This is a genomic window from Stenotrophomonas sp. FBCC-B152 (genome assembly GCF_059134105.1).
Genome location: NZ_CP101442.1, coordinates 3,440,105 through 3,465,542 on the forward strand (window position 1 = coordinate 3,440,105; position 25,438 = coordinate 3,465,542).

Annotated in this window: 24 protein-coding genes and 1 pseudogene; 11 read left to right on the top strand and 14 right to left on the bottom strand. The window is 67.7% G+C overall.

All coding sequences use genetic code 11. The features are described 5' to 3' along the window. Positions 1-12: 12 nt before the first annotated feature. From NMB40_RS15785 to NMB40_RS15805, 5 genes are all read left to right on the top strand, one after another. Complete coding sequence (locus tag NMB40_RS15785) at positions 13-921, top strand: RDD family protein (protein WP_282246825.1); 909 nt, start codon at positions 13-15, stop codon at positions 919-921. Positions 922-1,110: 189 nt separating this feature from the next. Then, positions 1,111-3,609: a DNA topoisomerase I gene (locus NMB40_RS15790; protein WP_494359035.1), complete on the top strand. Its 2,499-nt coding sequence runs from the start codon at positions 1,111-1,113 to the stop codon at positions 3,607-3,609. A gap of 60 nt (positions 3,610-3,669) precedes the next feature. Further along, positions 3,670-4,230 (top strand): L-threonylcarbamoyladenylate synthase type 1 TsaC, encoded by a 561-nt coding sequence (gene tsaC / locus NMB40_RS15795; protein WP_494359036.1) that lies wholly within the window; start codon positions 3,670-3,672, stop codon positions 4,228-4,230. A gap of 50 nt (positions 4,231-4,280) precedes the next feature. Continuing rightward, positions 4,281-5,087, top strand: coding sequence for a DUF4124 domain-containing protein (locus NMB40_RS15800; RefSeq protein WP_494359037.1), 807 nt, complete (start codon positions 4,281-4,283; stop codon positions 5,085-5,087). Positions 5,088-5,120: 33 nt separating this feature from the next. Beyond that, positions 5,121-5,837, top strand: a complete 717-nt coding sequence (locus NMB40_RS15805; protein ID WP_448143668.1) for a DUF4124 domain-containing protein — start codon at positions 5,121-5,123, stop codon at positions 5,835-5,837. Between the two features lie 24 nt (positions 5,838-5,861). Here NMB40_RS15805 and NMB40_RS15810 read toward each other — a convergent pair whose 3' ends face one another. Continuing rightward, a complete protein-coding gene (locus NMB40_RS15810) occupies positions 5,862-6,638 on the bottom strand; it encodes an SDR family oxidoreductase (protein ID WP_068854179.1) in 777 nt (258 codons plus the stop codon). 139 nt (positions 6,639-6,777) lie between these two features. Here NMB40_RS15810 and NMB40_RS15815 point away from each other — a divergent pair, with 139 nt between their 5' ends. After that, positions 6,778-6,993: a hypothetical protein gene (locus NMB40_RS15815; RefSeq protein WP_494359038.1), complete on the top strand. Its 216-nt coding sequence runs from the start codon at positions 6,778-6,780 to the stop codon at positions 6,991-6,993. Positions 6,994-7,109: 116 nt separating this feature from the next. Here NMB40_RS15815 and sppA read toward each other — a convergent pair whose 3' ends face one another. The 4 genes from sppA to NMB40_RS15835 all read right to left on the bottom strand — a co-directional run bounded on the left by sppA (position 7,110) and on the right by NMB40_RS15835 (position 12,090). Beyond that, complete coding sequence (sppA, locus tag NMB40_RS15820) at positions 7,110-9,014, bottom strand: signal peptide peptidase SppA (protein ID WP_282247704.1); 1,905 nt, start codon at positions 9,012-9,014, stop codon at positions 7,110-7,112. A gap of 85 nt (positions 9,015-9,099) precedes the next feature. Next, on the bottom strand, positions 9,100-10,470 hold the full coding sequence (locus NMB40_RS15825) for an MATE family efflux transporter (protein ID WP_448143670.1): 1,371 nt from the start codon (positions 10,468-10,470) through the stop codon (positions 9,100-9,102). Between the two features lie 71 nt (positions 10,471-10,541). After that, complete coding sequence (locus NMB40_RS15830; RefSeq protein WP_448143671.1) at positions 10,542-11,096, bottom strand: DUF3106 domain-containing protein; 555 nt, start codon at positions 11,094-11,096, stop codon at positions 10,542-10,544. Then, on the bottom strand, positions 11,089-12,090 hold the full coding sequence (locus NMB40_RS15835) for a hypothetical protein (protein ID WP_282247701.1): 1,002 nt from the start codon (positions 12,088-12,090) through the stop codon (positions 11,089-11,091). The genes NMB40_RS15830 and NMB40_RS15835 overlap by 8 nt, the downstream gene beginning before the upstream one ends. A 65-nt stretch (positions 12,091-12,155) precedes the next feature. Here NMB40_RS15835 and NMB40_RS15840 point away from each other — a divergent pair, with 65 nt between their 5' ends. Together NMB40_RS15840 and NMB40_RS15845 are read left to right on the top strand one after the other, a co-directional pair. Further along, positions 12,156-12,326 carry a hypothetical protein gene (locus tag NMB40_RS15840; RefSeq protein ID WP_494359039.1) on the top strand — a complete coding sequence of 57 codons (171 nt, stop codon included), beginning with the start codon at positions 12,156-12,158 and terminating at the stop codon, positions 12,324-12,326. 201 nt (positions 12,327-12,527) lie between these two features. Then, complete coding sequence (locus NMB40_RS15845) at positions 12,528-14,759, top strand: primosomal protein N' (RefSeq protein WP_494359040.1); 2,232 nt, start codon at positions 12,528-12,530, stop codon at positions 14,757-14,759. A 40-nt stretch (positions 14,760-14,799) separates the two neighbouring features. On the opposite strand, the gene NMB40_RS15850 is transcribed toward NMB40_RS15845, so the two are convergent. Both NMB40_RS15850 and NMB40_RS15855 read right to left on the bottom strand, forming a co-directional pair. Continuing rightward, the gene (locus tag NMB40_RS15850; RefSeq protein ID WP_282247698.1) at positions 14,800-15,420 is read right to left on the bottom strand and encodes a glutathione S-transferase family protein; all 621 of its coding nucleotides are present in this window, start codon (positions 15,418-15,420) and stop codon (positions 14,800-14,802) included. Between the two features lie 58 nt (positions 15,421-15,478). Then, a pseudogene (locus tag NMB40_RS15855) lies at positions 15,479-16,224 on the bottom strand (NYN domain-containing protein). Positions 16,225-16,364: 140 nt separating this feature from the next. Here NMB40_RS15855 and NMB40_RS15860 point away from each other — a divergent pair. Further along, complete coding sequence (locus NMB40_RS15860; RefSeq protein WP_494359041.1) at positions 16,365-17,675, top strand: NAD(P)/FAD-dependent oxidoreductase; 1,311 nt, start codon at positions 16,365-16,367, stop codon at positions 17,673-17,675. Here the strand turns inward: NMB40_RS15860 and NMB40_RS15865 are convergent. Continuing rightward, a complete protein-coding gene (locus NMB40_RS15865) occupies positions 17,648-17,965 on the bottom strand; it encodes a hypothetical protein (RefSeq protein WP_448143675.1) in 318 nt (105 codons plus the stop codon). The two genes, NMB40_RS15860 and NMB40_RS15865, sit on opposite strands and share 28 nt — an antisense overlap. Further along, positions 17,962-18,234 (bottom strand): GIY-YIG nuclease family protein, encoded by a 273-nt coding sequence (locus NMB40_RS15870; RefSeq protein WP_282247801.1) that lies wholly within the window; start codon positions 18,232-18,234, stop codon positions 17,962-17,964. The genes NMB40_RS15865 and NMB40_RS15870 overlap by 4 nt, the downstream gene beginning before the upstream one ends. A 103-nt stretch (positions 18,235-18,337) precedes the next feature. On the opposite strand from NMB40_RS15870, the gene NMB40_RS15875 reads away from it, so the two are divergent. Then, positions 18,338-18,955, top strand: coding sequence for a trimeric intracellular cation channel family protein (locus NMB40_RS15875; RefSeq protein ID WP_282247802.1), 618 nt, complete (start codon positions 18,338-18,340; stop codon positions 18,953-18,955). On the opposite strand, the gene NMB40_RS15880 is transcribed toward NMB40_RS15875, so the two are convergent. From NMB40_RS15880 to NMB40_RS15900, 5 genes are all read right to left on the bottom strand, one after another. Then, a complete protein-coding gene (locus tag NMB40_RS15880) occupies positions 18,952-19,389 on the bottom strand; it encodes a GNAT family N-acetyltransferase (RefSeq protein ID WP_282247803.1) in 438 nt (145 codons plus the stop codon). The genes NMB40_RS15875 and NMB40_RS15880 overlap by 4 nt on opposite strands. Before the next feature lie 46 nt (positions 19,390-19,435). Beyond that, complete coding sequence (locus NMB40_RS15885; protein WP_494359042.1) at positions 19,436-19,741, bottom strand: type II toxin-antitoxin system TacA family antitoxin; 306 nt, start codon at positions 19,739-19,741, stop codon at positions 19,436-19,438. Between the two features lie 146 nt (positions 19,742-19,887). Beyond that, positions 19,888-20,961, bottom strand: a complete 1,074-nt coding sequence (locus tag NMB40_RS15890; protein WP_494359043.1) for a 3-deoxy-7-phosphoheptulonate synthase — start codon at positions 20,959-20,961, stop codon at positions 19,888-19,890. A 319-nt stretch (positions 20,962-21,280) separates the two neighbouring features. Continuing rightward, a complete protein-coding gene (gene groL / locus NMB40_RS15895) occupies positions 21,281-22,930 on the bottom strand; it encodes a chaperonin GroEL (RefSeq protein WP_494359044.1) in 1,650 nt (549 codons plus the stop codon). An 87-nt stretch (positions 22,931-23,017) separates the two neighbouring features. After that, positions 23,018-23,305 (bottom strand): co-chaperone GroES, encoded by a 288-nt coding sequence (locus tag NMB40_RS15900; protein ID WP_068854195.1) that lies wholly within the window; start codon positions 23,303-23,305, stop codon positions 23,018-23,020. A gap of 279 nt (positions 23,306-23,584) precedes the next feature. On the opposite strand from NMB40_RS15900, the gene NMB40_RS15905 reads away from it, so the two are divergent. Next, positions 23,585-25,369, top strand: a complete 1,785-nt coding sequence (locus NMB40_RS15905) for an endonuclease (protein WP_494359045.1) — start codon at positions 23,585-23,587, stop codon at positions 25,367-25,369. Positions 25,370-25,438 lie beyond the last annotated feature (69 nt).

Here is a 25,438-nt window from a genome sequence, read left to right on the forward strand (position 1 = left end):
GGGAAGCACGCAATGACTGAGTGGTACTACGCAGACGGCCAGGACCGCCAGGGTCCGTTGCTGGTCGAAGACCTGCGCCAGCGTTTCCAGCGCGGTGAAATCAGCCTCACCACCCTGGTGTGGCGCGAAGGCTACCCGCAGTGGAAGCCGGTGTCCGAAGCCGTCGAGGAGCTGCAGCTGCAGAACCTGACCAGCGCCGCCAGCAACCTGGGCAGCGGCATCGACCTGCGCGGGGATTACACGGCGATCGACAACGGCACCGCGCCGCTGCCCGGCACCGGCGGCGGCACCTATTCGCCGTATACCGCGCCTGCGGCCACCGGCGGCTACGGCGCGGCCGTGGTGGGCGGTGGCGAGGTGGTCTACGCCGGGTTCTGGAAGCGCTACGCGGCGTACTTCCTGGACTCGTTCGTGGTGGGCATCATCAACCTCCCGGTCAGCGTGGTGTTCAACCTGATCGGCGCATCCAGCGGCAACGAAAGCCTGGCCCTGGCGATGAGCATGGTGGCCATGCTGGGCGGTTTCGTCATCGGCATCGGTTACTACGCCGGCTTCCACGCCTCGCGTGGCGGCGCCACCCTGGGCAAGATGGCCGTGGGCATCAAGGTGGTGCGCAGCGATGGCGAGCGGATCACCTTCATGCGCGGCGTGGGCCGCTACTTCGGCTTCATCCTGAGCAGCCTGACCCTGATGATCGGCTTCATCATGGCCGCCTTCACCCAACGCAAGCAGGCGCTGCACGACATGCTGTGCGACACGCTGGTGGTGGACAAGTGGGCCTTCACCGAGAACGCCGAGTTCCAGGAGCGCGGGCTGGGCACGGTCACCATCGTGATCCTGGTCATCAGCGGCATCATGGCGGTGGCGATGATCGGCCTGCTGATCCTCGGTTTCGGGGCCCTTGCCGCGTCCATGTCCTGAGCGGCCCTCACACCCGGCCGCTTGACACAGGCGGCTCCGGCGTGATTCCTCTAGCAGGCGCAAAACCTGAACGCCCGGCGCATACCCGGGCGTTCAGCATATGGAATTCGACGGCTGCCCTTCACTAATGCGGCCATTTGCTCCACCCTAGCGCCCTCTCCCGGGCTGCTGCCCACAGAAATCAACGACATGCCCAAGCACCTGCTCATCGTCGAATCGCCCGCCAAGGCCAAGACGATCAACAAATACCTCGGCAAGGACTTCACCGTCCTGGCCTCGTATGGGCATGTGCGCGACCTGGTCCCCAAGGAAGGTGCGGTCGACCCCGACAACAACTTCGCGATGCGCTACGACCTGATCGAGAAGAACGAGAAGCACGTCGATGCGATCGCCAAGGCCGCCAAGGGCGCCGACGACATCTTCCTGGCGACCGATCCGGATCGCGAGGGTGAGGCCATCAGCTGGCACATCGCCGAAATCCTGAAGGAACGCGGGCTGGTCAAGGACAAGCCGATGCAGCGGGTGGTCTTCACCGAGATCACCCCGCGCGCGATCAAGGAGGCCATGAGCCAGCCGCGCGCCATCGCCAGCGACCTGGTCGATGCCCAGCAGGCGCGCCGCGCGCTGGATTACCTGGTCGGCTTCAACCTGTCCCCGGTGCTGTGGCGCAAGGTCCAGCGCGGCCTGTCCGCCGGCCGCGTGCAGAGCCCGGCGCTGCGCATGATCGTCGAGCGCGAGGAAGAGATCGAAGCCTTCATCGCCCGCGAGTACTGGAGCATCGATGCCGCCTGCGCGCACCCCTCGCAGCCATTCAATGCCCGCCTGATCAAGCTGGACGGCCAGAAGTTCGAGCAGTTCACCGTGACCGACGGCGACACCGCCGAGGCTGCGCGCCTGCGCATCCAGCAGGCCGCGCAGGGCAACCTGCACGTCACCGACGTGGCCAGCAAGGAGCGCAAGCGCCGCCCGGCTGCCCCATTCACCACCTCCACGCTGCAGCAGGAGGCCTCGCGCAAGCTGGGCTTCACCACCCGCAAGACCATGCAGGTGGCGCAGAAGCTGTACGAAGGCGTGGCGATCGGCGACGAAGGCACCGTGGGCCTGATCTCGTACATGCGTACCGACTCGGTCAACCTGTCCCAGGACGCGCTGGCCGAAATCCGCGACGTGATCGCCCGTGATTACGGCATTGCCGCCCTGCCGGACAAGCCCAACACCTACCAGACCAAGTCCAAGAACGCCCAGGAAGCGCACGAAGCGGTGCGCCCCACTGCCGCGCTGCGCACCCCGGCATCGGTGGCGCGCTACCTCACCGACGACGAGCGCAAGCTGTACGAGCTGATCTGGAAGCGTGCGGTGGCCAGCCAGATGATTCCGGCCACGCTCAACACCGTCAGCGTGGACCTGTCGGCCGGTAGCGAACACGTGTTCCGCGCCAGCGGCACCACCGTGGTGGTGCCCGGCTTCCTGGCCGTGTACGAGGAAGGCAAGGACAACAAGAGCGCCGAGGATGACGACGAAGGCCGCAAGCTGCCGGCGATGAAGCCCGGCGACCGCGTGCCGCTGGAACGCATCCTGGCCGAACAGCACTTCACCCAGCCGCCGCCGCGCTTCACCGAAGCGGCGCTGGTCAAGGCGCTGGAAGAATATGGCATCGGCCGTCCGTCGACCTATTCGTCGATCATCCAGACCCTGCTGTTCCGCAAGTACGTGGAAATGGAAGGCCGCAGCTTCCGCCCCTCCGACGTGGGCCGTGCGGTCTCCAAGTTCCTGTCCAGCCACTTCACCCAGTACGTGGACTACGACTTCACCGCCAAGCTCGAAGACGAGCTCGATGCGGTGTCGCGTGGCGAGGAAGACTGGATTCCGTTGATGGCCCGCTTCTGGGAACCCTTCAACCAGCTGGTGGAAGAGAAGAAGGAATCGGTCGACCGCGCCGAGGCCAGTGGCGCGCGCGAGCTCGGCACCGACCCCAAGACCGGCAAGCCGGTCAGCGTGCGGCTGGGCCGTTTCGGGCCCTACGCGGCCATCGGCAGCACCGCCGAGGACGCCGAGGACAAGCCCAAGTTCGCCTCGCTGCGCCCGGGCCAGTCGATGCACACCATCAACCTGGAAGACGCGCTGGAGCTGTTCCTGATGCCGCGCGCGCTGGGTGAGGACAAGGGCGAGGACGTCAGCGTGGGCATCGGCCGCTTCGGCCCGTTCGCCAAGCGCGGCAGCACCTACGCCTCGCTGAAGAAGGAAGACGACCCCTACACCATCGATCTGGCCCGTGCGGTGTTCCTGATCGAAGAGAAGGAAGAGATCGCCCGCAACCGGATCATCAAGGAATTCGACGGCAGCGAGATCCAGGTACTGAACGGCCGTTTCGGCCCGTACCTGAGCGACGGCAAGATGAACGGCAAGATCCCGAAGGATCGCGAGCCGGCGTCGTTGACCCTGGCCGAAGTGCAGCAGCTGATGGAAGAAACCGGCAAGCCGGTGCGCAAGGGCTTCGGCAAGAAGGCCGCCAAGAAGGTCGTGGCCAAAAAAGCGCCGGCAAAGAAGGCGGCGGTGAAGAAGGAGCCGGCGGCGAAAAAGGCGGCCGTGAAAAAGGCAGCCGCGAAGAAAGCGCCTGCCAAGAAGGCCGCGGCCAAAAAAGCAGCGACCAAAAAGACCGCCGCAAAGAAAGCCGTCAAGAAGGCCTGAGGCTGGTAGCGCCCGACCGTGGGTCGGGCGACAACACGGCGCACTGGAACGTTCGTCACCATGAATGAACTCACCGTCGACTCTGCCTCTGCCGCGCTGCGCGCCGGCGGCGTCATTGCCTACCCCACCGAAGCGGTCTGGGGCCTGGGCTGCGACCCGGCCAACGAAGCAGCCGTCATGAAGCTGCTGAAGCTCAAGCAGCGCCCGGTCGAGAAGGGCATGATCCTGGTCGCGGCCGACCTGGCCCAGCTGGAAGGCTGGGTCCGTGTCGACGCACTGCCTGCCGAGAGCAGGGCCGAGGTACTGGCCAGCTGGCCCGGCGCCCACACCTGGATCCTGCCCGCCGGGCCTCGCGCGCCGCGCTGGATCACGGGGGAACACTCGGGCATCGCCGTTCGGATCAGCGCCCACCCGCTGGTGGCGGCGCTGTGCCGTGCGTGGGGCGGGCCGCTGGTGTCCACCAGCGCCAACCTGGCCGGCCAGCCACCAGCGCGCAGCCGCGCCGGACTGGACCCGGACCTGCTGCGCGACCTGGATGGCCTGGTTGACGGCGCCACCGGTGGCCTGGACCAGCCCACGCCGATCCGCGACGCCCTCACCGGCCAGGTGCTGCGTACCTGAGCCGCATGGCGTTCTTTGCGCCTGCACAGGCAAGGCCGCACACTGCGGCCATGCGCCCACACCCTGCCCTCCCGCTGTCCCTGTTGCTGCTGTGCAGCGCCCCGCTGGCGGCGCAGGACAGCAGCGTGCGTGTCTACCGCTGCGTAGGCAGCAACGGGGCGGTATCGCTGCAGGACGCCCCGTGCCGCGACGGCCGCCAGGAAGTGCGCGAGATGCAGCGCCCACGCGATCCGGCGCCGCGCGTGGTGCGCAGCGATCGTGCCCCCGCCACGCCGGCGCCGGCAGCGCCGGAACGCGAGGTGCGCTATGTGCAGGTGCAGCCGCCACAGCCGATGTACGAATGCATCCGCGACGATGGCAGCCGCTATACCAGCGAAACCAGCGAGGGCAATCCGCGCTGGGTACCGGTGTGGACCAGCGCCTGGATTCCCGGACGCCGGCCCGGCGGCATCCATCCCGGCCCTGGTCCCGGGCCGGGACCGGGCCCGGGACCCCGTCCGCTGCCCCCGATCGCGCCGATGGGCAGCGGCTCGGTCACCTCCAGTGGCGGCTCGCTGACGGTCTCCGGCGGCGGCTCACGGGTCGGCGGCAGTCTTTCGGTCGGCAGCGGCAGTACCCAGTGGCACAGCGAAGGGTCGGCCTATCCGGGTACGTACCAGGACGTGGTGGTTCCGGCCGGCAACGTGCTGGTGCGCGACCAGTGCCACCCGTTACCCGCCAGCGAAGTGTGTTCGATCCTGCGGGACCGGCGCTGGGAGCTGGTGCGGCGCTACAACAGTGCGCTGCAGGGCGAGCGCGACGCGATCAGCCGCGAGCAGCGCGGCGTGGATGCGCGCCTGGACCGGGACTGCCGGTAGGGCGCGGCAACCGGTGCGTTGTATCCTGCGCCGATGAAACCGTATTGGCTCCTGTTGCTGTGCGTGGCGTCGTCGGCGATGGCCGATGAGCCGATCGTGTTCCGCTGTACCGATGCCGACGACAACGTGACCGTGCAGGGCAAGCCCTGCCCGGCCGGCAGCCACCAGGTGATCCAGCGCATGAACGCCGCGCCGTCGCGCGCGGAGGTGTCCGTGTCGACCCAGCCTACGCCCGCGGCGCCTGCCGCGCCGGCGGTCGCGCCGTTGTCTCCGGCACCGATGCCGCCGCAGGTACCCGGCAAGGCGCAGCCGATGGAGCGCATGATTTCAGAGGCGTACGAAGTCCCCCGGGGCACCGCGATCCTGGACAGCGCCAACCTGCCCAAGCCCGGCGACGAGCTGCCCGGCGACGGCCCCGCGAAACCGCCGCTGCCGCCGATCTACCAGTGCCAGGGCCAGGACGGCGGGCGCTACCTGCACGAGCTTGAGCCGGCGCCACCGACCTGCGTGCTGCTGTCGGTCACCGCGCTGGGCGGCAACACACCGGTCAACGCCGCCAGCTGCGAAGTGATCCGCGACACCTGCGAACCGCTGCCGGAGGACCAGCGTTGCAACGCATGGCAGCAGCGTTTCCGCGATGCACGCGGGCGCGAGCGCTTCGCCTCACCAGGCACTGCCGCCGCAGCCGCGGACGAGCGCCAACGGCTCGAAAGCGTGCTGTCGGAAAGCAACTGCGCAGTTCCCCGGTAGGTACCGACCGTTGGTCGGTACGCCTCAGAACCCGTAACGCAGGAATCCGCCGTCCACGGCAATGCATTCGCCGGTGACGTAGCTGGCAGCGGGCAGGCACAGGAACCCGACGGCGGCGGCCACTTCCTCAGGCTCGCCGATGCGCCGCATCGGGGTGCGGTCGATCACCTGTTCGTAGTAATCCGGGTCCGCCAGCGGGCCGGAGGTGCGGCGGGTGCGGATGTACCACGGCGCCACCGCGTTGACGCGGATGCCGTCTTCGGCCCACTCCACCGCCAGGTTGCGGGTCATCTGGTGCATCGCCGCCTTGGTCATGCCGTACACCGCGCCGCTGCGCACGTGGGTGAGCCCGGAGACACTGCCGACATTGACGATGGCCGAGGCGGCATGCCGTGCCAGCAACGGGTGCGCATAACGCGACAATTCGAACGCCGAAAACAGGTTCGTCTCGAAGATGCCGCGCCACTCGTCTTCGGTGTATTCGGTGGCCGGCTTGGTGATGTTGCCGCCGGCATTGTTGATCAGCAGGTGCAGGCCGTCGCTGTGATCTTCCACCCAATCCAGGATCTCGCGCCGATCCTCATCGTCGGAAACATCGGCGGACAGGCCGTGGATCTCACGGTCGGGGTAGGCGTCGGCCAGCTCGTCGCGGGCCATTTCCAGCGCGTCGGCATCGCGGCCGACAATGAGCAGGTCCGCACCAAAGCCGAGCAGTTCGCGCGCGATCGCCAGGCCGATGCCGGCACTGGCACCGGTGATCAATGCGGTCTGTCCATCCAGTCGCCAACGATGCGCACTCACCTGCTTCTCCTGCCTTGGGCCACTGCCCCTCATGGTTTGAGGCAGGATAGCCCGCATGCCGGTGCGCTGCACCCCATCACACACGGGCTGGCACAGCGGTGCGACACTTCGCTTCCCTGGGTTCGCGCGCGAGGTTGCCATGTTGATCCGTATCGCCCTTCCGCTGGCCGGCCTGCTCGCCCTGAGCGGCTGCAACCGCCCGGTGCCACCCGACCCGGACAAGCGACCGGAGCCCCAGGCCACCGCACTGCGCGACGCCATGCAGCAGCCGCTGGACAAGGCCAAGGCCGCGCGCGAAACGCTGGAAAAAGCACCGGACACCAGCGCCGCCGACGAGGTCGAAGCGGGCCGGTAAAAATCAGGAAACCCGGCCAAGGCCGGGTTTCTTGTTGAAGCGCGTCACCACCAACGGTGGTGACCTACCGGGACAATTGCATCGGGTAGATCACGACCGTTGGTCGTGATCCGCTATCAGAAGCCGCAGAAGCAGTACGCCAGCGCCTTCACCGGGGCGCTGCCGCGCGGGTCGCGGGCGGCGTCTTCGACGAAGCGCAGCTGGGTGTCCACTTCCGGCATCGAACGGGCCAGCATCATCCGCGCCACGCCCGATTCGCCCAGCATCCAGGCACCGGCATGGCTGCCGGCGAAGCCACTGAGGAACTGCGCGAACGGGGTGGCCGGCTTTTCGATGTAGCGCACGCGCACCTTGTCCGGGCCGCCCAGCTTGGCGCGGTTGGAGGCATCTGCAATGGCCGCCTTCAGGCCACCGAAGGCATCAACCAGGCCGCGTTCCTTGGCCTGCGCACCGCTCCACACCCGGCCGCGGGCGACTTCGTCCACCGCTTCCACCGGCTTGCTGCGTGCATCGGCCACCTTGCCGGTGAAATCGGCGTAGCCCTTGTTGATCACCGACTGGATCACCTGGCCCACGGCCGGGTCCATCGGGCGGGTGATGTCGAAGGCACCGGCGAAGCGGGTGGTGCCCACGCCGTCGGTGTGCACGCCGATCTTGTCCAGCGAACGCGACAGGTTCGGGATCATGCCGAAGATGCCGATCGAACCGGTGATCGTCGACGGATCGGCATAGATGCGGTCGGCATTCATGCTGATCCAGTAGCCACCCGATGCAGCCAGGTCGCCCATCGACACCACCACCGGCTTGCCGGCCGCCTTCAGCGCCACCACTTCACGGCGGATCTGCTCGGAAGCGAACACTTCACCACCGGGCGAATCCACGCGCAGCACCACGGCCTTCACGTTGTCGTCGTCGCGCGCTTCGCGCAGCAGCGCCGAGGTCGACTCACCGCCCACGCGGCCGGCCGGCAGGTCGCCACCGGCGATCTCACCGGACGCTACCACCACCGCCACCTGCGGACGCGAATCCACCGGCGAACGGCGGGTGTCGAGCTGCGTGAGGTACTCATCGAGGTTGATGCTGCGGAAGCCGCCATCGGCATCTTCATCGGCCACGCCACGGTCGGCCAGCAGGTCTTCGACTTCCTCGCGGGTCTTCAGGCCATCCACCAGCTTCTGCTGCAGGGCGAACTTGGCCAGGTCGCCACCGGCGGCGGCAATGCCTTCGGGCATGGTGTCGATGCCGGCGGCCAGCTGCGCGGCGTCCAGCTTGCGCGCCGTGGCGATGTCGGCCAGGTAGCGCTGCCACACGTCGTTCATCCAGAACAGGTCGGCTTCCTTGGCCTGCGGCGACGCCGCGTCCAGCACGTAGGGTTCGGCGGCGGACTTGTATTCGCCCACCTTGAACAGGTGCACGTCCACGCCCAGCTTGTCCTGCAGGCCGGTGCGGAAGTACTGGCGGTAACGGCCGAGGCCTTCCAGCACCACCCCGCCCATCGGGTCGAGGTAGATCTCCTTGGCCTGCGCGGCCAGCAGGTACTGCCACTGGCTCATGTTGTCGCTGTACGCCACGATGTCCTTGCCCGACGCGCGCAGTTCCTGCAGCGAGGCGGCCACTTCACGCATCGAGGCGAAACCGCTCGGCTGCAGCTTGTCCAGCTGCAGCACCACGCGTTCGATCTTCTTGTCCTCACGCGCGGCATCCAGCGCACGCACCAGGTCGCGCAGCTGCACTTCCTCGGCGCTGTTGTCGCCAATGGCCTTGGCGAGCGCACGGCTGACCGGATCGGCACTGAACTGTTCGACCAGGCGGCCTTCCGGCGCGATCACCAGCGTGGTGCGGTCCTGCAGGGTGCGGCCACTGCTGGCGCCCTTGCCCATCGCGAAGACGAACAGGACCAGGATCAGCAGCAACAGGCCGAAGAACAGCAGGTTGAGGATCAGCCTGCGGGTAAAGTTCATCACATCCCACAGCCCGATGAAGAAGCTGGCGACGGGATTGCGACGCACGGGTTGGTTCATGGGGAAAACTCCAGTTGGCTTCTTGCCGTGGTACCAGCATAGCCCGTGCCGGACAGCCCGGCATCGGACACAAGTAAGGGGGCCGTCAGGCCGGCAGGTTCAGGTCATTGCCGACACGGCGGCTGCTCACGCGCAGCCGCCACGCCATCAGGATCGCCGCCGCGGTCAGGCCCAGGATCAGGCCCAGCCACATGCCCTGCGGGCCCATGCCCAGGCCCAGGCCAAGCCCGGCGCCGAGCGGCATGCCCAGCCCCCAGTACGAGAACATGGCGATGAACATCGGCACGCGGGTGTCCTTCAGGCCGCGCAGCGCACCCGCCGACAGCACCTGGATGCCATCCGGGAACTGGAACGCGGCCGCATACAGCAGCAGGGTGGAGGCCAGCGCGGCCACGCCCATGTCGGCGGTGTACACCCCGACGATGGCGTCGTGCCCGAACAGCAGCACCAACGCCGACATCGTCTGGGTACCCAGGATGATGAGCAGGCCGGCGATGGCCGCGCGGCGCACGCCCAGCCCATTGCCGCTGCCCACCGCATGGCCCACGCGCACGGTGGTGGCTTCGGCCACGCCCATCGGGATCATGAAGCACAGCTGGGCCACGTTGATGGCGATCTGGTGCGAGGCCGCCTCGGTGGCGCCCAGGCGGCCGATCAGCAGGGCGGTGACGATGAACAGCCCGCCTTCCATCAGCACCGTGATGCCGATCGGCAGGCCGGTGCGCAGCAGGTCCCAGATCGCCGCCCAGCGCGGCAGCTCCAGGTGCGAGAACAGTTCCAGGTGGGCGAACCGCCTGGTCTTCCAGAGGTAGCCGGCAAAGCACAGCGCCTGGATCCACATCATGGTGGCCGAGGCGATGCCCAGCCCTTCGGCGCCCATTTCCGGGAAGCCCAGCTTGCCGTAACACAGCACGTAGCCCAGCGGCGCCAGCACCAGCAGGCCGCCGAAACCGAGCAGCATGGTCGGCAGCGTCCAGTGCATGCCTTCGCTGAGGTAGCGCATGCAGAAGTACAGGGTCAGCGCCGGGCCACCCCAGCGCACCGCGTGCAGGAACGCGGTCGCGCCCGGCACGATGTCCGGGGCGATGCCGAAGGCGGGCAGCAGCGGCGGCACCACCGTGAGGAAGGTGAACATGATCAGGCCCAGGCCCAACGCCAGCCACAGCGCCTGGCGGAACAGCGGGCCGATCTCGCGCTCGCGGCCAGCGCCGTGCAGCTGCGACACCGAGGCGGTGAGCGAGATCAACGTGCCGATCGGGATCAGCATCGGCAGCCACAGCAGGGCGGTGCCGATGGTGACCGCCGCCAGCGTCTGGGTACCGTGGTGCCCGGCGATGACGTTGTCGACGAAGGAAATCAGGCCAGTGGAGATGTGGCCAAGGACCAGCGGCAGCGCAAGCAGGCCGGTGGCGCGCACTTCCCGGGAGAGGCGCGGCGTGGAGGTAGCGATGGACATGGGATCACAGACGGCAACTACGGCAGCGCGCGGAGGGCACAGGCACCGGGTTGCGGCCGGTCATCTTACGCTCAACGCACCAGGTTTTCCTTCAACCAGGCATCGCGCGCGGCCGGCGCCAGCCCCAGGAACTGGTCGCGCACCTGGTCGCGCTCCTGCGGCGGGGTGCGCTGGGCAATCAGGGTGAGCTGGGCCAGCTGGCCTTCGTTGAGCTGGCGCAGCGCGGCCAGCGCCGGCTCGCGCTGGTCGGCGGGCAGGTAGCCGAACAGGCCCTGCAGCTTGGGGAAATGCTGGCCCAGCTGCGGGCCCAGCAGCCAGCCATCGCGGAAGCGCTGGTCCTGTTCGTCGAAGCGGGCCCGCAGCGCCTGCTGCTGGGCGGCGGGCATCGCGGCGATGCGGCCGGCCGCCTCGCGGATGCGGGCGCGTTCGGATGCGGGCAGTGCCTGCCATTGCGCATAGCGGCTGCGCAGTTCGCGCAGCTGGGCTGGATCCAGCGCGGCCGGGGTGGCGGGAATGGCGGGTGTCGTGACCGGCACAGGCGTGGCGGCCGGCAGGGGCAGCGGCTGTGGCGCGGCATGCGCACCGGCGGCCAGGCCCACGGCGAGCAGCAGGATGGACTTATTCATCAGCGGCAGCCGTCTCCAGGCCGGCGGTGGCAGGTTCGGGGCGGCTGGGCTGCGGCTGCGATTCGTCCACCGGGACCGGCCCACCCGCGGCGGCCCACGCATACAGGTCGGCGTCGCGGGCCAGCATCAGGTCCGGGTCGGCCAGCATGGCCGCGTCGCTGGCGGCGTGGGCCGGATCGGCCGGTGCCGTCACCGGCAGGTCTTCGGCCGCCAGCGGCTCGACCCGCACCGGGTCGCTGATGGACACCGCGCCGTCGGGCACGCTGGCCTCCGGGGCGAGTGCCGGGCTGCGGTGCTTCCACCACGCCGCACCGCCCAGCAGCACGGCGGTGGTGACCAGCAGGATCAACAGGCCACGCCACAGCGGCCGGCGATTGTGACGGCGGGCCGCTGTGCGCCGGGGCGCCGCATCGGCCGGTGCGGGCGCGCGCCAGGAGGCTGGCCCCTTGCCCGGCGCGGGTGCCGGTGCGGGCTGGTGCAGCTGCTGCAGCCGGCTGGCCGGCAACTCGCGCAGGCGCTGCTGCACCTGTTCGGCCAGGGCACGCCAGCCTGCCGCGTCGGGGTGGCCCTGCGCATCGCGCGGGCAGGCCTGTGCCAGCGCCTGCTGGTAGTCGGCCACCGGCATGTCCAGGATCTGCGCGGCGGCCGCCTCGTCCAGCCCGCCGCCTACCCGCAGCAGCAGCGCCAGGCGTGCCGGCGGCGCCAGGCTGGGCAGGTGCGCCAGGCCGGGGGCCCACTGGCCGCCGGGCGCCGGCATGCGGATCGGGGTGCGGTGGGCGAGCAGGATCCAGAACCGGTCCGGCCACTGCGCCATCGGCACATCGCTGGCGATGCCGGCGAAGGCGCGCATCACCGCCACCAGGGCCTGCTCGGCGACGGTCGAGTCGCCGCACTGCAGTTCGGCAACCACCAGGGCGCGGCGTTCGACGCCTCGCAGGAATGCGGACAGCGCACCCGCTGCAGTAGAGGAAACAGGGGCGTTCACAGCCGTCATAGCAACTCCATCAAGTGCCGAAATGATAGCGAGTGCGCCCGCGCAGGGGGATGCCGATACAGGCCATGTGCGACGACCGCAGTGCTGCAGAACGCTTGACAGCGGCGCAGGTTGTGCACAGCACCAACAAAATCGGCAGAAAACCGGCAGGTGAAGCCGGCGTCACCCATGTGTCAGCTGTGTTTCACAGCCATCTTATTGATTTATATGAATTTTGTTGTGTGGCTATTTTTTGACCAACCCAAGCTTCACTGCGGAACTCCCTGACAAACAGCTCGGAGTTCGACACTCGCACACAGACTTATCCACAGAAGATGTGGATAAGACCGAATCTCCAATAGCCACGGATATTTAGCTCCTATTTAGGTTCCACGACGCCAGCCGGCGCTCGGTTTCGAGCGCTGAACAGGGCCGGTCCCGGCCGCTACACTGGCGCGATGCTGCCCCCCTATCCAGCCCCCCTGCTGACCCTGGAAAGCGCTCCGGCGCCCCTGCCGGATGCTCCCTCCCTCCAGGTCGCCCTGCCGCTGCCGTTGCCGCAGTGGTTCGACTACGCCCCGCCGCCGGGCGCGCCACCTGGGCCCGGCATGGTCGGGCGACGCCTGCGGGTGCCGTTCGGCTCGCGCGAGCTGGTGGGTGTGGTGGCCGGGATCGGCACGGTGGCCGACGGCAACGCGCTGCGTGCTGCCGTGGAATGGCTGGACCCGGCGCCGCTGCTGGGCGGCGAGCTGTGGACCTCGCTGCAGTGGCTGGCACGCTATACCCATGCGCCGCTGGGCGAGGTGGTCAGCACCGCCCTGCCCGCGCCGCTGCGCCGTGGCGAGCCGGTGCCCGACACCCATCGCTGGGGCTGGCAGCTCACGGCGGAAGGGATCGAACAACGCACCAAGCTGCGCGCCGGCACCCGTCCGCACCGCCTGGCCGAACAGCTGGCCGGCGGCAGCGTGGACGAGGACCTGCTGGACGAGGCGATGGACGACTGGCGCAGCGCGGCGCGCTCGCTGGCCAAGCGTGGCCTGGTAGAGCGCATCGCGCTGGAACACACCCCGGCGCCGCCGGCCCTCCGGCCGGGCCCGACCCCGAATGCGGAGCAGGCCAATGCCATCGCCGCGATCACCGCCCACGCACGGTTCGGCGCGTTCCTGCTCGACGGGGTGACTGGCAGCGGCAAGACCGAGGTGTACCTGCAGGCCATCGTGGACTGCCTGGCCCGCGGCCGCCAGGCGCTGGTGCTGGTGCCCGAGATCGGGCTGACCCCGCAGACGCTGGCGCGCTTCCGCAGCCGCCTGGGCATCGCGGTGCATGTGCTGCATTCGGGCTTGAACGACAACGAGCGCGCGCGGGTATGGGCCGCCGCCGCGCGCGGCGAGGCACAGGTGATCGTGGGCACGCGCTCGGCGGTGTTCACCCCGTTGCCCAACGCCGGGCTGATCGTGGTCGATGAAGAGCACGACGGCAGCTACAAGCAGCAGGACGGGATCCGATACCACGCCCGCGATTTCGCGCTGGTGCGGGCCAAGGCACTGGACGTGCCGGTGGTGCTGGGCAGCGCCACGCCGTCGCTGGAATCGCTGCATAACGCCCACGCCGGCCGCTACACCCACCTGCGCCTGAAACAGCGCGCGGGCGAGGCGCGCCCGCCGCGGGTGCGGGTGCTGGATGTGCGCAAGCGCCCGCTGAAAGACGGCTTGTCGGCCGAAGTGATGGAAGGCATCGGCCAGCACCTGGCGGCCGGCCACCAGGTGCTGGTGTTCAAGAACCGCCGCGGTTACGCGCCGGTGCTGCTGTGCCACGACTGCGGCTGGACCGCGCCCTGCAAACGCTGCGATGCGCCGATGACGGTGCACGCCGGCGGCCGCCGCCTGCAGTGCCACCACTGCGGCGCGCGCCAACCGGCCCCGCTGGCCTGCCCCGACTGCGCCAGCCTGGCGCTGCAGCCACAGGGCATCGGCACCGAGCGCCTTGAAGAACACCTGGTGGAAGCCTTCGCCGATTTCCCGGTGATCCGCATTGATCGCGGTACGACCAGTCGCCGCGACGCACTGGAAACCCAGCTGGCCACGCTGGGTGACCGTGCCGGCATCCTCGTCGGCACGCAGATCCTGGCCAAGGGCCACGACCTGCCGAAGCTGACCCTGGTGGTGGTGGTGGGCATCGACGAGGGCCTGTTCTCCGCCGATTTCCGCGCCAGCGAGAAACTGGCCCAGCAGCTGATCCAGGTGGCCGGCCGCGCGGGGCGCGCCACTGATGCCGGCGAAGTCTGGCTGCAGACCCATCACCCCGGGCACCCGTTGCTGGAAACGCTGGTCAACGGCGGCTACCACGCCTTCGCCGACGCCGAGCTGCAGCAGCGTGAAGCGGCCGGCTTCCCGCCGTTCGCGCACCTGGCGCTGATGCGCGCCGAGGCGCAGCAGGTGGAGCACGCCAACGCCATGCTGATGGCGGTCCGCGAGCTGATCGCGCACGAGTGCCCGGTGGAACGCTTCGGCCCGATGCCGGCACCGATGCCGCGCCGCGCTGGTTACCAGCGCACGCAGCTGCTGCTTTCAGCACCCTCGCGGCGGCCGCTGCATGCGCTGCTGGATCAGATCATGACCCAGGTGTATGGCTTGCCGCAGGCTCGCAAGGTGCGCTGGTCGTTGGACGTCGATCCCACCGACCTGTATTGAAAGTGTGCGGACCCACGGTCCGCACCTACCGTCCGTTACCTCAGGTCAACGGCGTCATGACCGCTTTGACGTACGCCGGGCGCTGCTGCAGGCGCTGGTACCACGCTTCCAGGTGCGGCAACGACGGCCGCTGGATCGGCAGCTCGAACCACGCATAGACCAGCGCGCCCAGCGGAATGTCGCCCATCGCGAACTGATCGCCCGACAGCCACGGTTGCTGCGCCAGAGTGGCATCCGCCATGCCCAGCAACTCGCCGGCACGGGTGATCGCGGCATTGATGCGGGCCTCGTCGCGGTCGGCCGGGGCGGTGCGCATGATCCCCCAGATCAGATCGGTGTACAGCGGCGCCATGCGCGAGGTGCTCCAGTCCATCCACTTCTCGGCCTGGGCGCGCGCCATCGCATCTTCGGGGTACAGCGTACCGAGCGCGTAGCGCGCGCTCAGGTAGCGCACGATGGTGTTGGATTCCCACAGCGGCAGGCCATGGTCTTCGATCACCGGCACCAGGCCGTTGGGGTTCATGCCCACGTATTCCGGCGACTGGGTGCCACCGAAGGGGCCGCCCACTTCGATGGACTCGTACGGCAGGCCGATTTCCTCCGCGCACCACAGCACCTTGCGCACGTTGCTGGAATTGCGGCGGCCCCAGATCTTCAGCATGTTGGTATTCCCGGTTGTCGATATGCGCCGATACGATACGCCGATCAACGCACCGGTGTTACCGCGCCTTCTTCGGAAGTGCGCGCACGTAGGTGGATTTTCCGTCCTTCTTCATTTCAAAAGGCCGGTGGCCGCGAGCAGTTCACTGAGCTTGTTGTAGCCGTAATTGCGCGAATCGAAAGAGGCCTGGTTGCCGATCTGGCTGCCCACCGGGCCCAGGTGCGACCAGCCGTCTTCGGCTTCGGCAGACGTCACTGCACGGCGCAGCATCTGTACCAGCCGGGTATCGCTGCGCAGCTCGGGGCCGGTCTTGCGCGGACGGGTTTCCTCGGCGCCCTGCTCCACTTCCGCGTCCACCGCGTGGCTCTGGCCCAGCGCTTCCAGGTAGGTGAATTTGGAACAGGCGTTGACGAACGGCTCCGGCGTTTTCTTCTCGCCGAACCCATACACCTTGACCCCGTCGGTCAGCAGGCGCATCACCAGCGGGGTGAAGTCGGCGTCGCTGGACACGATCGCAAACCCGTCGAGGTTGCGCGCGTACAGCATGTCCATCGCATCGATCACCATCGCCATGTCCGAGGCGTTCTTGCCGCGGCTGTAGGCGAACTGCTGGATGGGGCGGATCGCGTACTCGTGCAGCACGCCCTCCCAGCCCTTCAGGCGTGGACTCTTCCAGTTGCCATAGGCGCGGCGCACGTTGGCCACGCCGTAGCGCGCCACTTCGGCCAGCACCACATCGATCTTCGAAGACGGCGCGTTGTCGGCATCGATCAGCAGGGCGATGCGCTTTTCCGGTTCGGTCATCTCAACCTCCAGGCAAGGAACGGATCGGCCGCCGGCAGGCGCGACGGCTGCTGAACCCAGTATCTGCCATCCACGTGAATATCGCGCGTCACGTGCGAACATGCAGTGCTTCGCTTCGACCCCCGCCAAGGAGTCATTGCATGACCCGCGATTCCCTGCCCCATCTGGTCATCATCGGTGGCGGCTTCGCCGGCCTCTGGGCCACCCGCGCGCTCGCCAGCGCGCGCATCCGCATCACCCTGGTAGACCGTCGCAACCACCACCTGTTCCAGCCGCTGCTGTACCAGGTCGCCACCGCCGGCCTGTCCGCGCCCGACATCGCCGCGCCGCTGCGCCACATCCTGGGCGACCAGCGCAATGTTGAAGTGCGGCTGGGCGAGGTGACCTCCATCGACAAGGCCAGCCGCCAGATCACCCTCGCCGATGGCAGCCAGCTCGGCTACGACACCCTGATGCTGTGCACCGGCGCTACCCACGCGTATTTCGGGCACGACGAGTGGGCGGCCGACGCGCCTGGCCTGAAGACCCTGGACGATGCCATCGCCCTGCGCCGCAAGCTGCTGCTGGCCTTCGAACGCGCCGAGGCCGAGCCGGATCCGGCACGCAAGGCAGCCTGGCTCAGCTTCGCGGTGGTCGGCGGCGGCCCCACCGGGGTGGAACTGGCCGGCACGTTGGCCGAGATCGCGCGGCACACGCTGCGCAACGAGTTCCGCCATATCGATCCGGCCAGCGCCAAAGTGCGGCTGGTCGAAGCCGGGCCGCGGGTGCTGTCCAGCTTCCCCGAGGTGCTGTCGCTGAAAGCGCGGCGCCAGTTGGAGAAGCTCGGGGTGGAAGTGCTGACCGGTACGGCGGTGAGCAACATCAACGGCGAGGGCTTCCAGCTCGGCGAGCAGTTCGTTGCCGCGCGCACGGTGGTGTGGGCCGCGGGCGTGGCCGCATCGCCGCTGGCGCGGACGCTGGAGGTGCCGTTGGACCGCGCCGGACGCGTGCCGGTGCAGCCCGACCTGACCCTGGCCGGGCACCCGGAGATCTTCGTCGCCGGCGACCTGGCCGCGCTGCAGCAGGCCGATGGCCGGCCGGTGCCGGGCGTTGCCCCGGCCGCCAAGCAGATGGGCAAGCATGTGGCCGCGACCGTCCGTGCGCGGCTGGATGGCAAGCCGGCACCCGGGCCGTTCAAGTACCAGGACTTCGGCAACCTGGCCACGATCGGGCGCATGGCCGCCATCGTGCACCTGGGCCGGCTGCAGTTGTCAGGTGTGCTCGCCTGGTGGTTCTGGCTCGCCGCGCACGTGTTCTTCCTGATCGGGTTCCGCAACCGGATCGTGGTGCTGCTCAACTGGGCGGTGGCATATTGGAGCTACCAGCGCAGCGCGCGGATCATCTTCGGTGATGACCGCGAGGACCGGCGGCCGAAGCCGTCCGATCAGGGATCGTTGCCGGGCGCGAGGTGAACGTCCCAGGTGCACAGGAAATCCGGATCGCTGATGGTCAGTGCCATCGAGCGCAGGGTGTAGTCGCCAGGAGCGGCCGGCGTGTAGTGGTCCAGCGTGGGCGGCAGGAACAGCTCCTCGCCGTCCACTGCGCTGGCCAGTACCACTCCCTCGTCGTCATTGATGCGCAGCACGTGCCCGGCCATCTGGCGGTGCTCCAGGGCGTTGCCTTGGGCGTCAAGGTAGGTCATGCCGGCGAGCACGGTCTTGCCGATCATTGCACGCGCCTTGGCGGGGTCGATTCCGGTCATGTTTCGGCACTCCGTTGCTGCAGCCAGGCCAGCTTGCGTGCGCGCGGCTGGCGCTTGAGCTCGCATTCTGCCTTGGAAGCTGCCGAGCGGTCGGGATACGCGCGCATCGCCAGCAGCTTCACCGGCGGGTTGGCGCGGGTGTAGCGCGCCCCCTTGCCGCACAGGTGGGCCTGGAAGCGCGCGTCCACGTCGTTGCTGATGCCGGCGTAATAGCTGCCGTTGCGGCATTCCAGCAGGTAGACGTACCAGGGGGTGGGTTCAGCGGGCATACCGGGATTATCCACCGGCAGGGGTGCGCTGGCTGCTAGAATCCGCCGCGGACGCAGGGGAGAGGCGCGTTTCCGTCCCCGCCCGCCCCTCCGGAGCCGCTGCATGTTGCTGTCCATCATCTATCTCATCGCCATTTCCGCTGAAGCCATGACCGGCGCGCTGTCTGCCGGCCGGCGGCGGATGGACCTGTTCGGCGTGGTCATCATCGCCTGCGTCACCGCGCTGGGCGGCGGTTCGCTGCGCGATATCGTGCTTGGCCACTACCCGCTGGGCTGGGTCAAGCACCCCGAGTACCTGGGCTTCACCGTCTGTGCGGCGCTGATCGCCACCTGGGTGGCGCGCTGGATGCACCACTTCCGCCGCACCTTCCTGGTGCTCGATGGCCTGGGCCTGATCTGCTTCACCCTGATCGGCTGCGCGGTGGCGCGCGACGGCGGCCACGCGGTGCCGATCGTGCTGATCGCCGGCATGCTTACCGGCGCCTTCGGCGGCGTACTGCGCGACGTGCTGTGCAACGAGGTGCCGCTGATCTTCCAGAAGGAGCTGTACGCGGTGATCACCCTGCTCACCGGCGCGGCATGGCTGGGCCTGCTCGAACTGGGCGTGTCACTCAACGCCGCCACGCTGTGGTGCCTGGGCGGCGGCTTCGCGTTCCGCCTGCTGGCCATCCACTTCAAGTGGGAAATGCCGAAGTTCGTGTACCGCGACGAGGTGCATTAGCACGTGAGAGGCAGCATCAACGTGAGCGGGTGAATCGGTGAAACGATGAAACCGTGCTTGAGATAGAACGCCTTGGCCGGCTCATCGATAGCATGGCAGAGCAACGCGCGTGCTCCGACCTGACCGCACGCCTGCAGCGAACGTAGCACCGCATCCTTCAACAAGCCTTGGCCAATGCCCTGCCCCGCCCTGTCGGCGTGTACCGCCAACCGCCCCAGCACGATGACCGGAATGGGATCGGGCATGTTGCGGCGGATTCGTCCGGGCACGGCTTCATGCGCTATCGAACCGGCTGAGAGCGCGTAGTAACCGACAACGCGACGCTGCTCGTCGCAGGCCACGAAGCATCTGGATGCGCCGGATGCCTGGTTTTGGCGTGCGCGTTCAAGCAGCCATTTCGCCAGGGCTGGGGCGCTGCAGCGGAAGTCATCCAACAGATGCTCCGCGTGCAGCGGGGTTGGAGCGGAGAGCCACAAGGGCTCAGCGTTCCCAAGGCGCCGGCGTGCTCAACAAGCGGCGCAGCGCCGGGTTGTCCTCCAGCGGCGCGTCCAGCAGCGCATTGAAGCGCTGCAGCTGCCCAGCATTCAAGGTGAACTGCGTCTGGTCGGCCAGCACCTCGCGCGCCCTGTCGCACGCGGCATCCAGGATGAACTCGGTGCGATTCACGCCACTGATTGCTACGGCTCGATCGATCAGATCCTGCTTATCGGCAGGGGCCCGGAAATTGATGACTTTGCTTGCGGTTCCCATGGGAAGCACCCGCACGTTGCTGGACTGTGCATACATTGTACATACACCCTGTAGGACCCTCAAGTGAGGCCTGCAGTCTGCGGCCCCAGGCGCGCAGTATCCAATTGATTATGTTTAACAAAACCAGACTTCCGGTAGAGCGGATCTTTCGTGGAGCCGGCCGGCGGCCGGCTCCCTGCGGGTCAAGCCGCCTCGGCCAGACGCCGCGCGCGCCGCGCACGCACGGCCTCGGCCAGCGCTTCCAGCACCTGCAGCGAACTCTCCCAGCCGATGCAGCCATCGGTGATGCTCTGGCCGTAGACCAGCGGCTGGCCTTCCACCAGTTCCTGGCGGCCGGCCACCAGGTGGCTTTCCACCATCACGCCCACGATGCGTTCTTCGCCTGCCGCCAGCTGTGCGTTGATGTCGGCGATCACCTTCGGCTGGTTCTCCGGATTCTTGCTGCTGTTGGCGTGGCTGGCATCAATCATCAACCGCGCCGGCAGCTGCGCCTTGGCCAGGGTCTGGCTGGCGGCATCCACGCTGGCGGCATCGAAGTTGGGCACCTTGCCGCCGCGCAGGATCACGTGGCAATCCGGGTTGCCGGCGGTGGCGACGATGGCCGTATCACCCTGCTTGGTCACTGACAGGAAGTGGTGCGGATTGGACGCGGCACCCACCGCGTCGGCAGCGATCTTGATGTTGCCGTCGGTACCGTTCTTGAAGCCGACCGGGCACGACAGCCCCGAGGCCAGCTCGCGGTGCACCTGGCTTTCGGTGGTGCGCGCGCCAATGGCGCCCCAGGCAACCAGGTCGGCGATGTACTGCGGCGAGATCACATCCAGGAACTCCACGCCGGCCGGCAGGCCCAGCTTGTTGATGTCGCGCAGCAGGCCGCGCGCAACGCGCAGGCCCTTGTTGATCTGGAAGCTGCCATCCAGGTCCGGGTCGTTGATCAGGCCCTTCCAGCCCACCGTGGTGCGCGGCTTCTCGAAGTAGACGCGCATGACGATTTCCAGTTCGCCCGCGTAGGCATCGCGCAGCGGCTTGAGGCGTTGTGCGTATTCGATCGCGGCGACCGGGTCATGGATCGAGCACGGGCCGATCACCACCGCCAGGCGGTCGTCGCGGCCGTGCAGGATCTCGTGCAGTGCAGCGCGCGAGGCGCTCACCGTGGAGGACGCTTCCTCATCGCAGGGCAGCATCGCCAGCAGCTGGGCGGGCGGGGTCAACGGTTCGATCTTGCGGATGCGCAGGTCGTCGGTATGGGGGGGCATGGGGGTGTCCTCTGGAAGGTGGGGGTCCCCAGCGCGGCGGCAACAAAAAAGCCGCCAGGTGCGCTGGCGGCTTTCGGGAATGCGTCTGAAGGTTTCTTCAGGGTGAACGCATGCCTTCCTCCGCCGGTGGCTTCGGAAAGTAATACCAAAAGTAGGAATTGGCGTGGCGTGCGTTCATTGGGGACTATAGATAGCACAGCTCTTGTGCGACGCAAAATGTTTCATTCGCAACTGCGACCGCCGCCGCCCAACAAAAAACCCCGCCTTTCGGCGGGGTTCTTTTTTTACGGCACGACAGGATGTCGCGTGTGCGGGGACCTTAGAAGTCCATGCCGCCCATGCCACCCATGCCGCCCATGCCGCCGCCTGCTGCACCGGCGCCGTCATCCTTCTTCGGCGCTTCCGCCACCATGGCTTCGGTGGTGATCATCAGGCCGGCGATCGAGGCGGCGTTCTGCAGGGCAGAACGGGTCACCTTGGTCGGATCCAGGATGCCGAAGGCCAGCATGTCGCCGAACTCGCCGGTGGCGGCGTTGTAGCCGTAGCTGCCGGTGCCTTCCTTGACCTTGTTGACGATCACGGACGGCTCTTCGCCGGCGTTGGCGACGATTTCACGCAGCGGGGCTTCCATCGCGCGCAGGGCGATCTGGATGCCGTGGTTCTGGTCTTCGTTGGCACCCTTCAGGCCGGACAGCGCGGTGACCGCACGGACCAGGGCAACACCGCCACCCGGCACCACGCCTTCTTCGACCGCTGCACGGGTAGCGTGCAGGGCGTCGTCGACGCGGTCCTTCTTTTCCTTCATTTCGATTTCGGTCGACGCGCCGACCTTGATCACGGCAACGCCGCCGGCCAGCTTGGCCACGCGTTCCTGCAGCTTCTCGCGGTCGTAATCGGACGAGGTGTCTTCGATCTGGGTCTTGATGCGGGCCACGCGCGCTTCCACGGCAGCCTTGTCGCCCTGGCCGTCGACGATGGTGGTGTTCTCCTTGGAAACCTGCACCTTCTTGGCGCGGCCGAGGTCGGCGATGGTCGCCTTCTCCAGCGACAGGCCGATCTCTTCGGAGATCACGGTGCCGCCGGTCAGGGTGGCCATGTCTTCCAGCATCGCCTTGCGACGGTCGCCGAAGCCCGGGGCCTTGACGGCCACGACCTTGACGATGCCACGGATGGTGTTGACCACCAGGGTGGCCAGCGCTTCGCCTTCGACTTCTTCGGCAACGATCAGCAGCGGCTTGCCGGCCTTGGCGACGCCTTCCAGCACCGGCAGCAGGTCACGGACGTTGGAGATCTTCTTGTCGTGCAGCAGGATGTACGGGTCGTCCAGGTCGGCGGTCTGCGCCTGCTGGTTGTTGATGAAGTACGGGGACAGGTAGCCGCGGTCGAACTGCATGCCCTTGACCACGTCCAGCTCGTTTTCCAGGCCCGAGCCTTCCTCAACGGTGATCACGCCTTCCTTGCCGACTTCACGCATCGCTTCGGCGATGATGTTGCCGATCGACTCGTCCGAGTTGGCCGAGATCGTACCGACCTGGGCAATGGCCTTGTCATCAGCGGTGGGCTTGGAGATGTTCTTCAGCTCGGCGACGGCGGCCACCACGGCCTTGTCGATACCGCGCTTGAGGTCCATCGGGTTCATGCCGGCAGCCACGGCCTTGGCGCCTTCGCGGATCAGGGCCTGGGCGAGCACGGTGGCGGTGGTGGTGCCGTCGCCGGCGTCGTCGTTGGTACGCGACGCGACTTCCTTCACCATCTGCGCGCCCATGTTCTCGAACTTGTCAGCCAGTTCGATTTCCTTGGCGACGGACACGCCGTCCTTGGTGATGGTCGGTGCGCCGAAGCTCTTTTCGAGCACGACGTTGCGGCCCTTCGGGCCCAGGGTGGCCTTGACGGCATTGGCGAGAACGTTGACGCCGCGCACCATGCGGGCGCGGGCGTCTTCACCGAAACGAATTTCCTTGGCAGCCATTGCGATTACCTTTTATGTGGCGCCGGGCGTTGCCCGGCTGCATTGATTGGGGACACGTAAGACCAGGCAAAGCCCGGCGGCGCAAACTCAGCCGATGACGGCGAGGATGTCGTCTTCGCGCAGGACCTTGTATTCCACGCCTTCGCTCTTGTAGGTGCTGCCGGCGTACTGGCCGTAGATCACCTTGTCGCCGACCTTCAGCGACGGCGCGCGCACGCTGCCGTTGTCCAGCGGCTTGCCCGGGCCCACGGCCACGACTTCACCCTTGGTCGACTTTTCCTTGGCCGAGTCCGGGATCACGATGCCGCCGGCGGAAACTTCGTCGGCTTCGATCGGCTTGACCACGACGCGGTCGTGAAGCGGCTTGATGTTCATGCGTGCCTCTTAAGTTGTTGATTGGTTTGAAAAAGTCTGGCGATGTTAGCACTCGCCCCAGGCGACTGCCAGCACCGCTCGCGAAAAAACCCGCCAGTGCGGGACAGGGCAGAGATGGTGCTGCCCCGGGCCCTTTCAAGGGGGCACCGCTGAATTTCCCCATGCCGCCATTTTCTTGACGCACGTCCCAATGCGGAGTGCCGAAGACGACAAATCGATAGATGTGTCATATGGATTAGCTAGATTCGGCCGGCAAAACCCAATCACAAGGAGCCGTAGATGAGGTTGCTCACACCGCTGTCCCTGGGGTGCCTGTTGGCGCTGGCCGCTGGTTCCGCCCAGGCGGACGTATTCATCAATGAACTGCACTACGACGACAGCACCCCGGCCGGGGATGTCGGCGAAGCCATCGAGGTCGTCGCCACCGGCGGCGAGGACCTCAGTACCTACCGGCTGTACCTGTACAACGGCAGCACCCCGTCGGCCGCCACGGTCTATGCCAACAATGCCGTGCCGGCCGGTACCGCCGCCGGCTGCGGCAAGGCCAGCATCGCCACCGTCACCTACCCCACCAATGGCCTGCAGAACGGCTCCAACGACGGCATCGCGCTGGTCGATGCCAGCGGCAAGGTGGTCCAGTTCATCAGTTACGAAGGCACCATCACCGCGTCCGGCGGCCCGGCCGCCGGGCTGACCAGCCAGAACATCCCGGTCAGCGAGAGCAACAGCACCGCCCCGGGCACCTCCCTGCAGCTCACCGGCAGCGGCAGCCAGTACACCCACTTCACCTGGGCCGGATCGGCCGCGCAGACCTTCGGTGCCTGCAACACCGGCCAGACCTTCAGCGGCGGTGGCAGCACCGGCCCCAACACGCCCCCGTCGGTGAGCACCACCACCCCGGAACAGGGCGCGACCAGCTTCCCGGCCGCCGCCGACCTGGCCGTGACCTTCAGTGAAAGCGTCACCGTCAGCGCCGGCGCCTTCACCCTCAGCTGCGGCCAGTCCGGCGCGGTACCGCTGACCCACGCCAGCAGCGGCACCCGCTTCACGCTGTCCACCAACACCGCGCTGGTGGCCGGCGAAGCCTGCCGCTTCGACATCCGCGCCGCCCGCATCAAGGACGCGCAGGGCGCACGCCCGGCCGCCGATACCCGCATCGCCTTCACCGTGGCCAGCGGCGGTACCGACCCCGGCCCCGATCCGGACCCGGGCAGCTACTACTCCAAGGTCAACACCTCCAGCCCCAGCCAGCTGCGCTGCTCGCTGCACGCCACCATCAAGGGCCACACCTCCTACCCGTACAGCGGCTCGGGCACCAGCACCTGGACCATCCTGGAAATCGCCGACGAGGATCCGAACAACAGCGGCCGGATCCTGGACGCGTACCGCAACCGCAGCTACGCCAAGGTCAGCGACCGGGCCGGCACCGGCAGCGGGCTGACCTACAACCGCGAGCACACCTGGCCCAATTCGCTGGGCTTTGCCAGCACCACCGGCGACAAGGGCCTGCCGTACGCGCCCTACACCGATACCCACATGCTGTACCTGACCGATGCGCAGTGGAACGCGGACCGCGGCAACAAGCCGTTTGCCAAGTGCGACAGCAACTGCGGCGAGCGCGCCACCGAGGCCAACAATGGCACCGGCGGCGGCAGTGGCGGCTACCCGGGCAATTCCAACTGGGTGCGCACCCCCGACGGCAATGGCGGCACCTTCGAGGTCTGGGGCCACCGCAAGGGCGACATGGCGCGTGCGGTGATGTACATGGCGATCCGTTATGAGGGCGGCAAGGATGCGGCCACCGGCCAGTCCGAACCGGACCTGGAGCTGACCGACGACCGCAGCAAAATCGTGAAGACCTCGGCGTCACCGGCTTACATGGGCCTGCTCTCGACCCTGATCGACTGGCACCTGTCCGACCCGCCGGATGCGGCCGAACGCGCCCGCAATGAAGTGATCTACAGCTTCCAGGGCAACCGCAATCCGTTCATCGACCACCCGGAATGGGGCACGCCCGCCCTGTTCACGTCGGCCAAGCCGGCGACCTGCGACCTGGCGAACTGATCACTACCCGGCCGGTTCCTTTTTGGGACCGGCCGGCATCGTCAGGCCGCGATCTCTATACTCGGCGGT

Coding starts and splice junctions, on each gene's coding strand:
- NMB40_RS15850 (WP_282247698.1), bottom strand. CDS start 15,420: ATGCTGAAGATCTGGGGCCGCCGCAATTCCAGCAACGTGCGCAAGGTG.
- NMB40_RS15860 (WP_494359041.1), top strand. CDS start 16,365: ATGACCCGCGATTCCCTGCCCCATCTGGTCATCATCGGTGGCGGCTTC.
- NMB40_RS15835 (WP_282247701.1), bottom strand. CDS start 12,090: ATGACGGCTGTGAACGCCCCTGTTTCCTCTACTGCAGCGGGTGCGCTG.
- NMB40_RS15830 (WP_448143671.1), bottom strand. CDS start 11,096: ATGAATAAGTCCATCCTGCTGCTCGCCGTGGGCCTGGCCGCCGGTGCG.
- NMB40_RS15785 (WP_282246825.1), top strand. CDS start 13: ATGACTGAGTGGTACTACGCAGACGGCCAGGACCGCCAGGGTCCGTTG.
- NMB40_RS15905 (WP_494359045.1), top strand. CDS start 23,585: ATGAGGTTGCTCACACCGCTGTCCCTGGGGTGCCTGTTGGCGCTGGCC.
- NMB40_RS15875 (WP_282247802.1), top strand. CDS start 18,338: ATGTTGCTGTCCATCATCTATCTCATCGCCATTTCCGCTGAAGCCATG.
- NMB40_RS15825 (WP_448143670.1), bottom strand. CDS start 10,470: ATGTCCATCGCTACCTCCACGCCGCGCCTCTCCCGGGAAGTGCGCGCC.
- tsaC (WP_494359036.1), top strand. CDS start 3,670: ATGAATGAACTCACCGTCGACTCTGCCTCTGCCGCGCTGCGCGCCGGC.
- NMB40_RS15890 (WP_494359043.1), bottom strand. CDS start 20,961: ATGCCCCCCCATACCGACGACCTGCGCATCCGCAAGATCGAACCGTTG.
- NMB40_RS15800 (WP_494359037.1), top strand. CDS start 4,281: ATGCGCCCACACCCTGCCCTCCCGCTGTCCCTGTTGCTGCTGTGCAGC.
- sppA (WP_282247704.1), bottom strand. CDS start 9,014: ATGAACCAACCCGTGCGTCGCAATCCCGTCGCCAGCTTCTTCATCGGG.
- NMB40_RS15805 (WP_448143668.1), top strand. CDS start 5,121: ATGAAACCGTATTGGCTCCTGTTGCTGTGCGTGGCGTCGTCGGCGATG.
- NMB40_RS15840 (WP_494359039.1), top strand. CDS start 12,156: ATGTGCGACGACCGCAGTGCTGCAGAACGCTTGACAGCGGCGCAGGTT.
- groL (WP_494359044.1), bottom strand. CDS start 22,930: ATGGCTGCCAAGGAAATTCGTTTCGGTGAAGACGCCCGCGCCCGCATG.
- NMB40_RS15790 (WP_494359035.1), top strand. CDS start 1,111: ATGCCCAAGCACCTGCTCATCGTCGAATCGCCCGCCAAGGCCAAGACG.
- NMB40_RS15900 (WP_068854195.1), bottom strand. CDS start 23,305: ATGAACATCAAGCCGCTTCACGACCGCGTCGTGGTCAAGCCGATCGAA.
- NMB40_RS15815 (WP_494359038.1), top strand. CDS start 6,778: ATGTTGATCCGTATCGCCCTTCCGCTGGCCGGCCTGCTCGCCCTGAGC.
- NMB40_RS15885 (WP_494359042.1), bottom strand. CDS start 19,741: ATGTATGCACAGTCCAGCAACGTGCGGGTGCTTCCCATGGGAACCGCA.
- NMB40_RS15870 (WP_282247801.1), bottom strand. CDS start 18,234: ATGCCCGCTGAACCCACCCCCTGGTACGTCTACCTGCTGGAATGCCGC.
- NMB40_RS15845 (WP_494359040.1), top strand. CDS start 12,528: ATGCTGCCCCCCTATCCAGCCCCCCTGCTGACCCTGGAAAGCGCTCCG.
- NMB40_RS15865 (WP_448143675.1), bottom strand. CDS start 17,965: ATGACCGGAATCGACCCCGCCAAGGCGCGTGCAATGATCGGCAAGACC.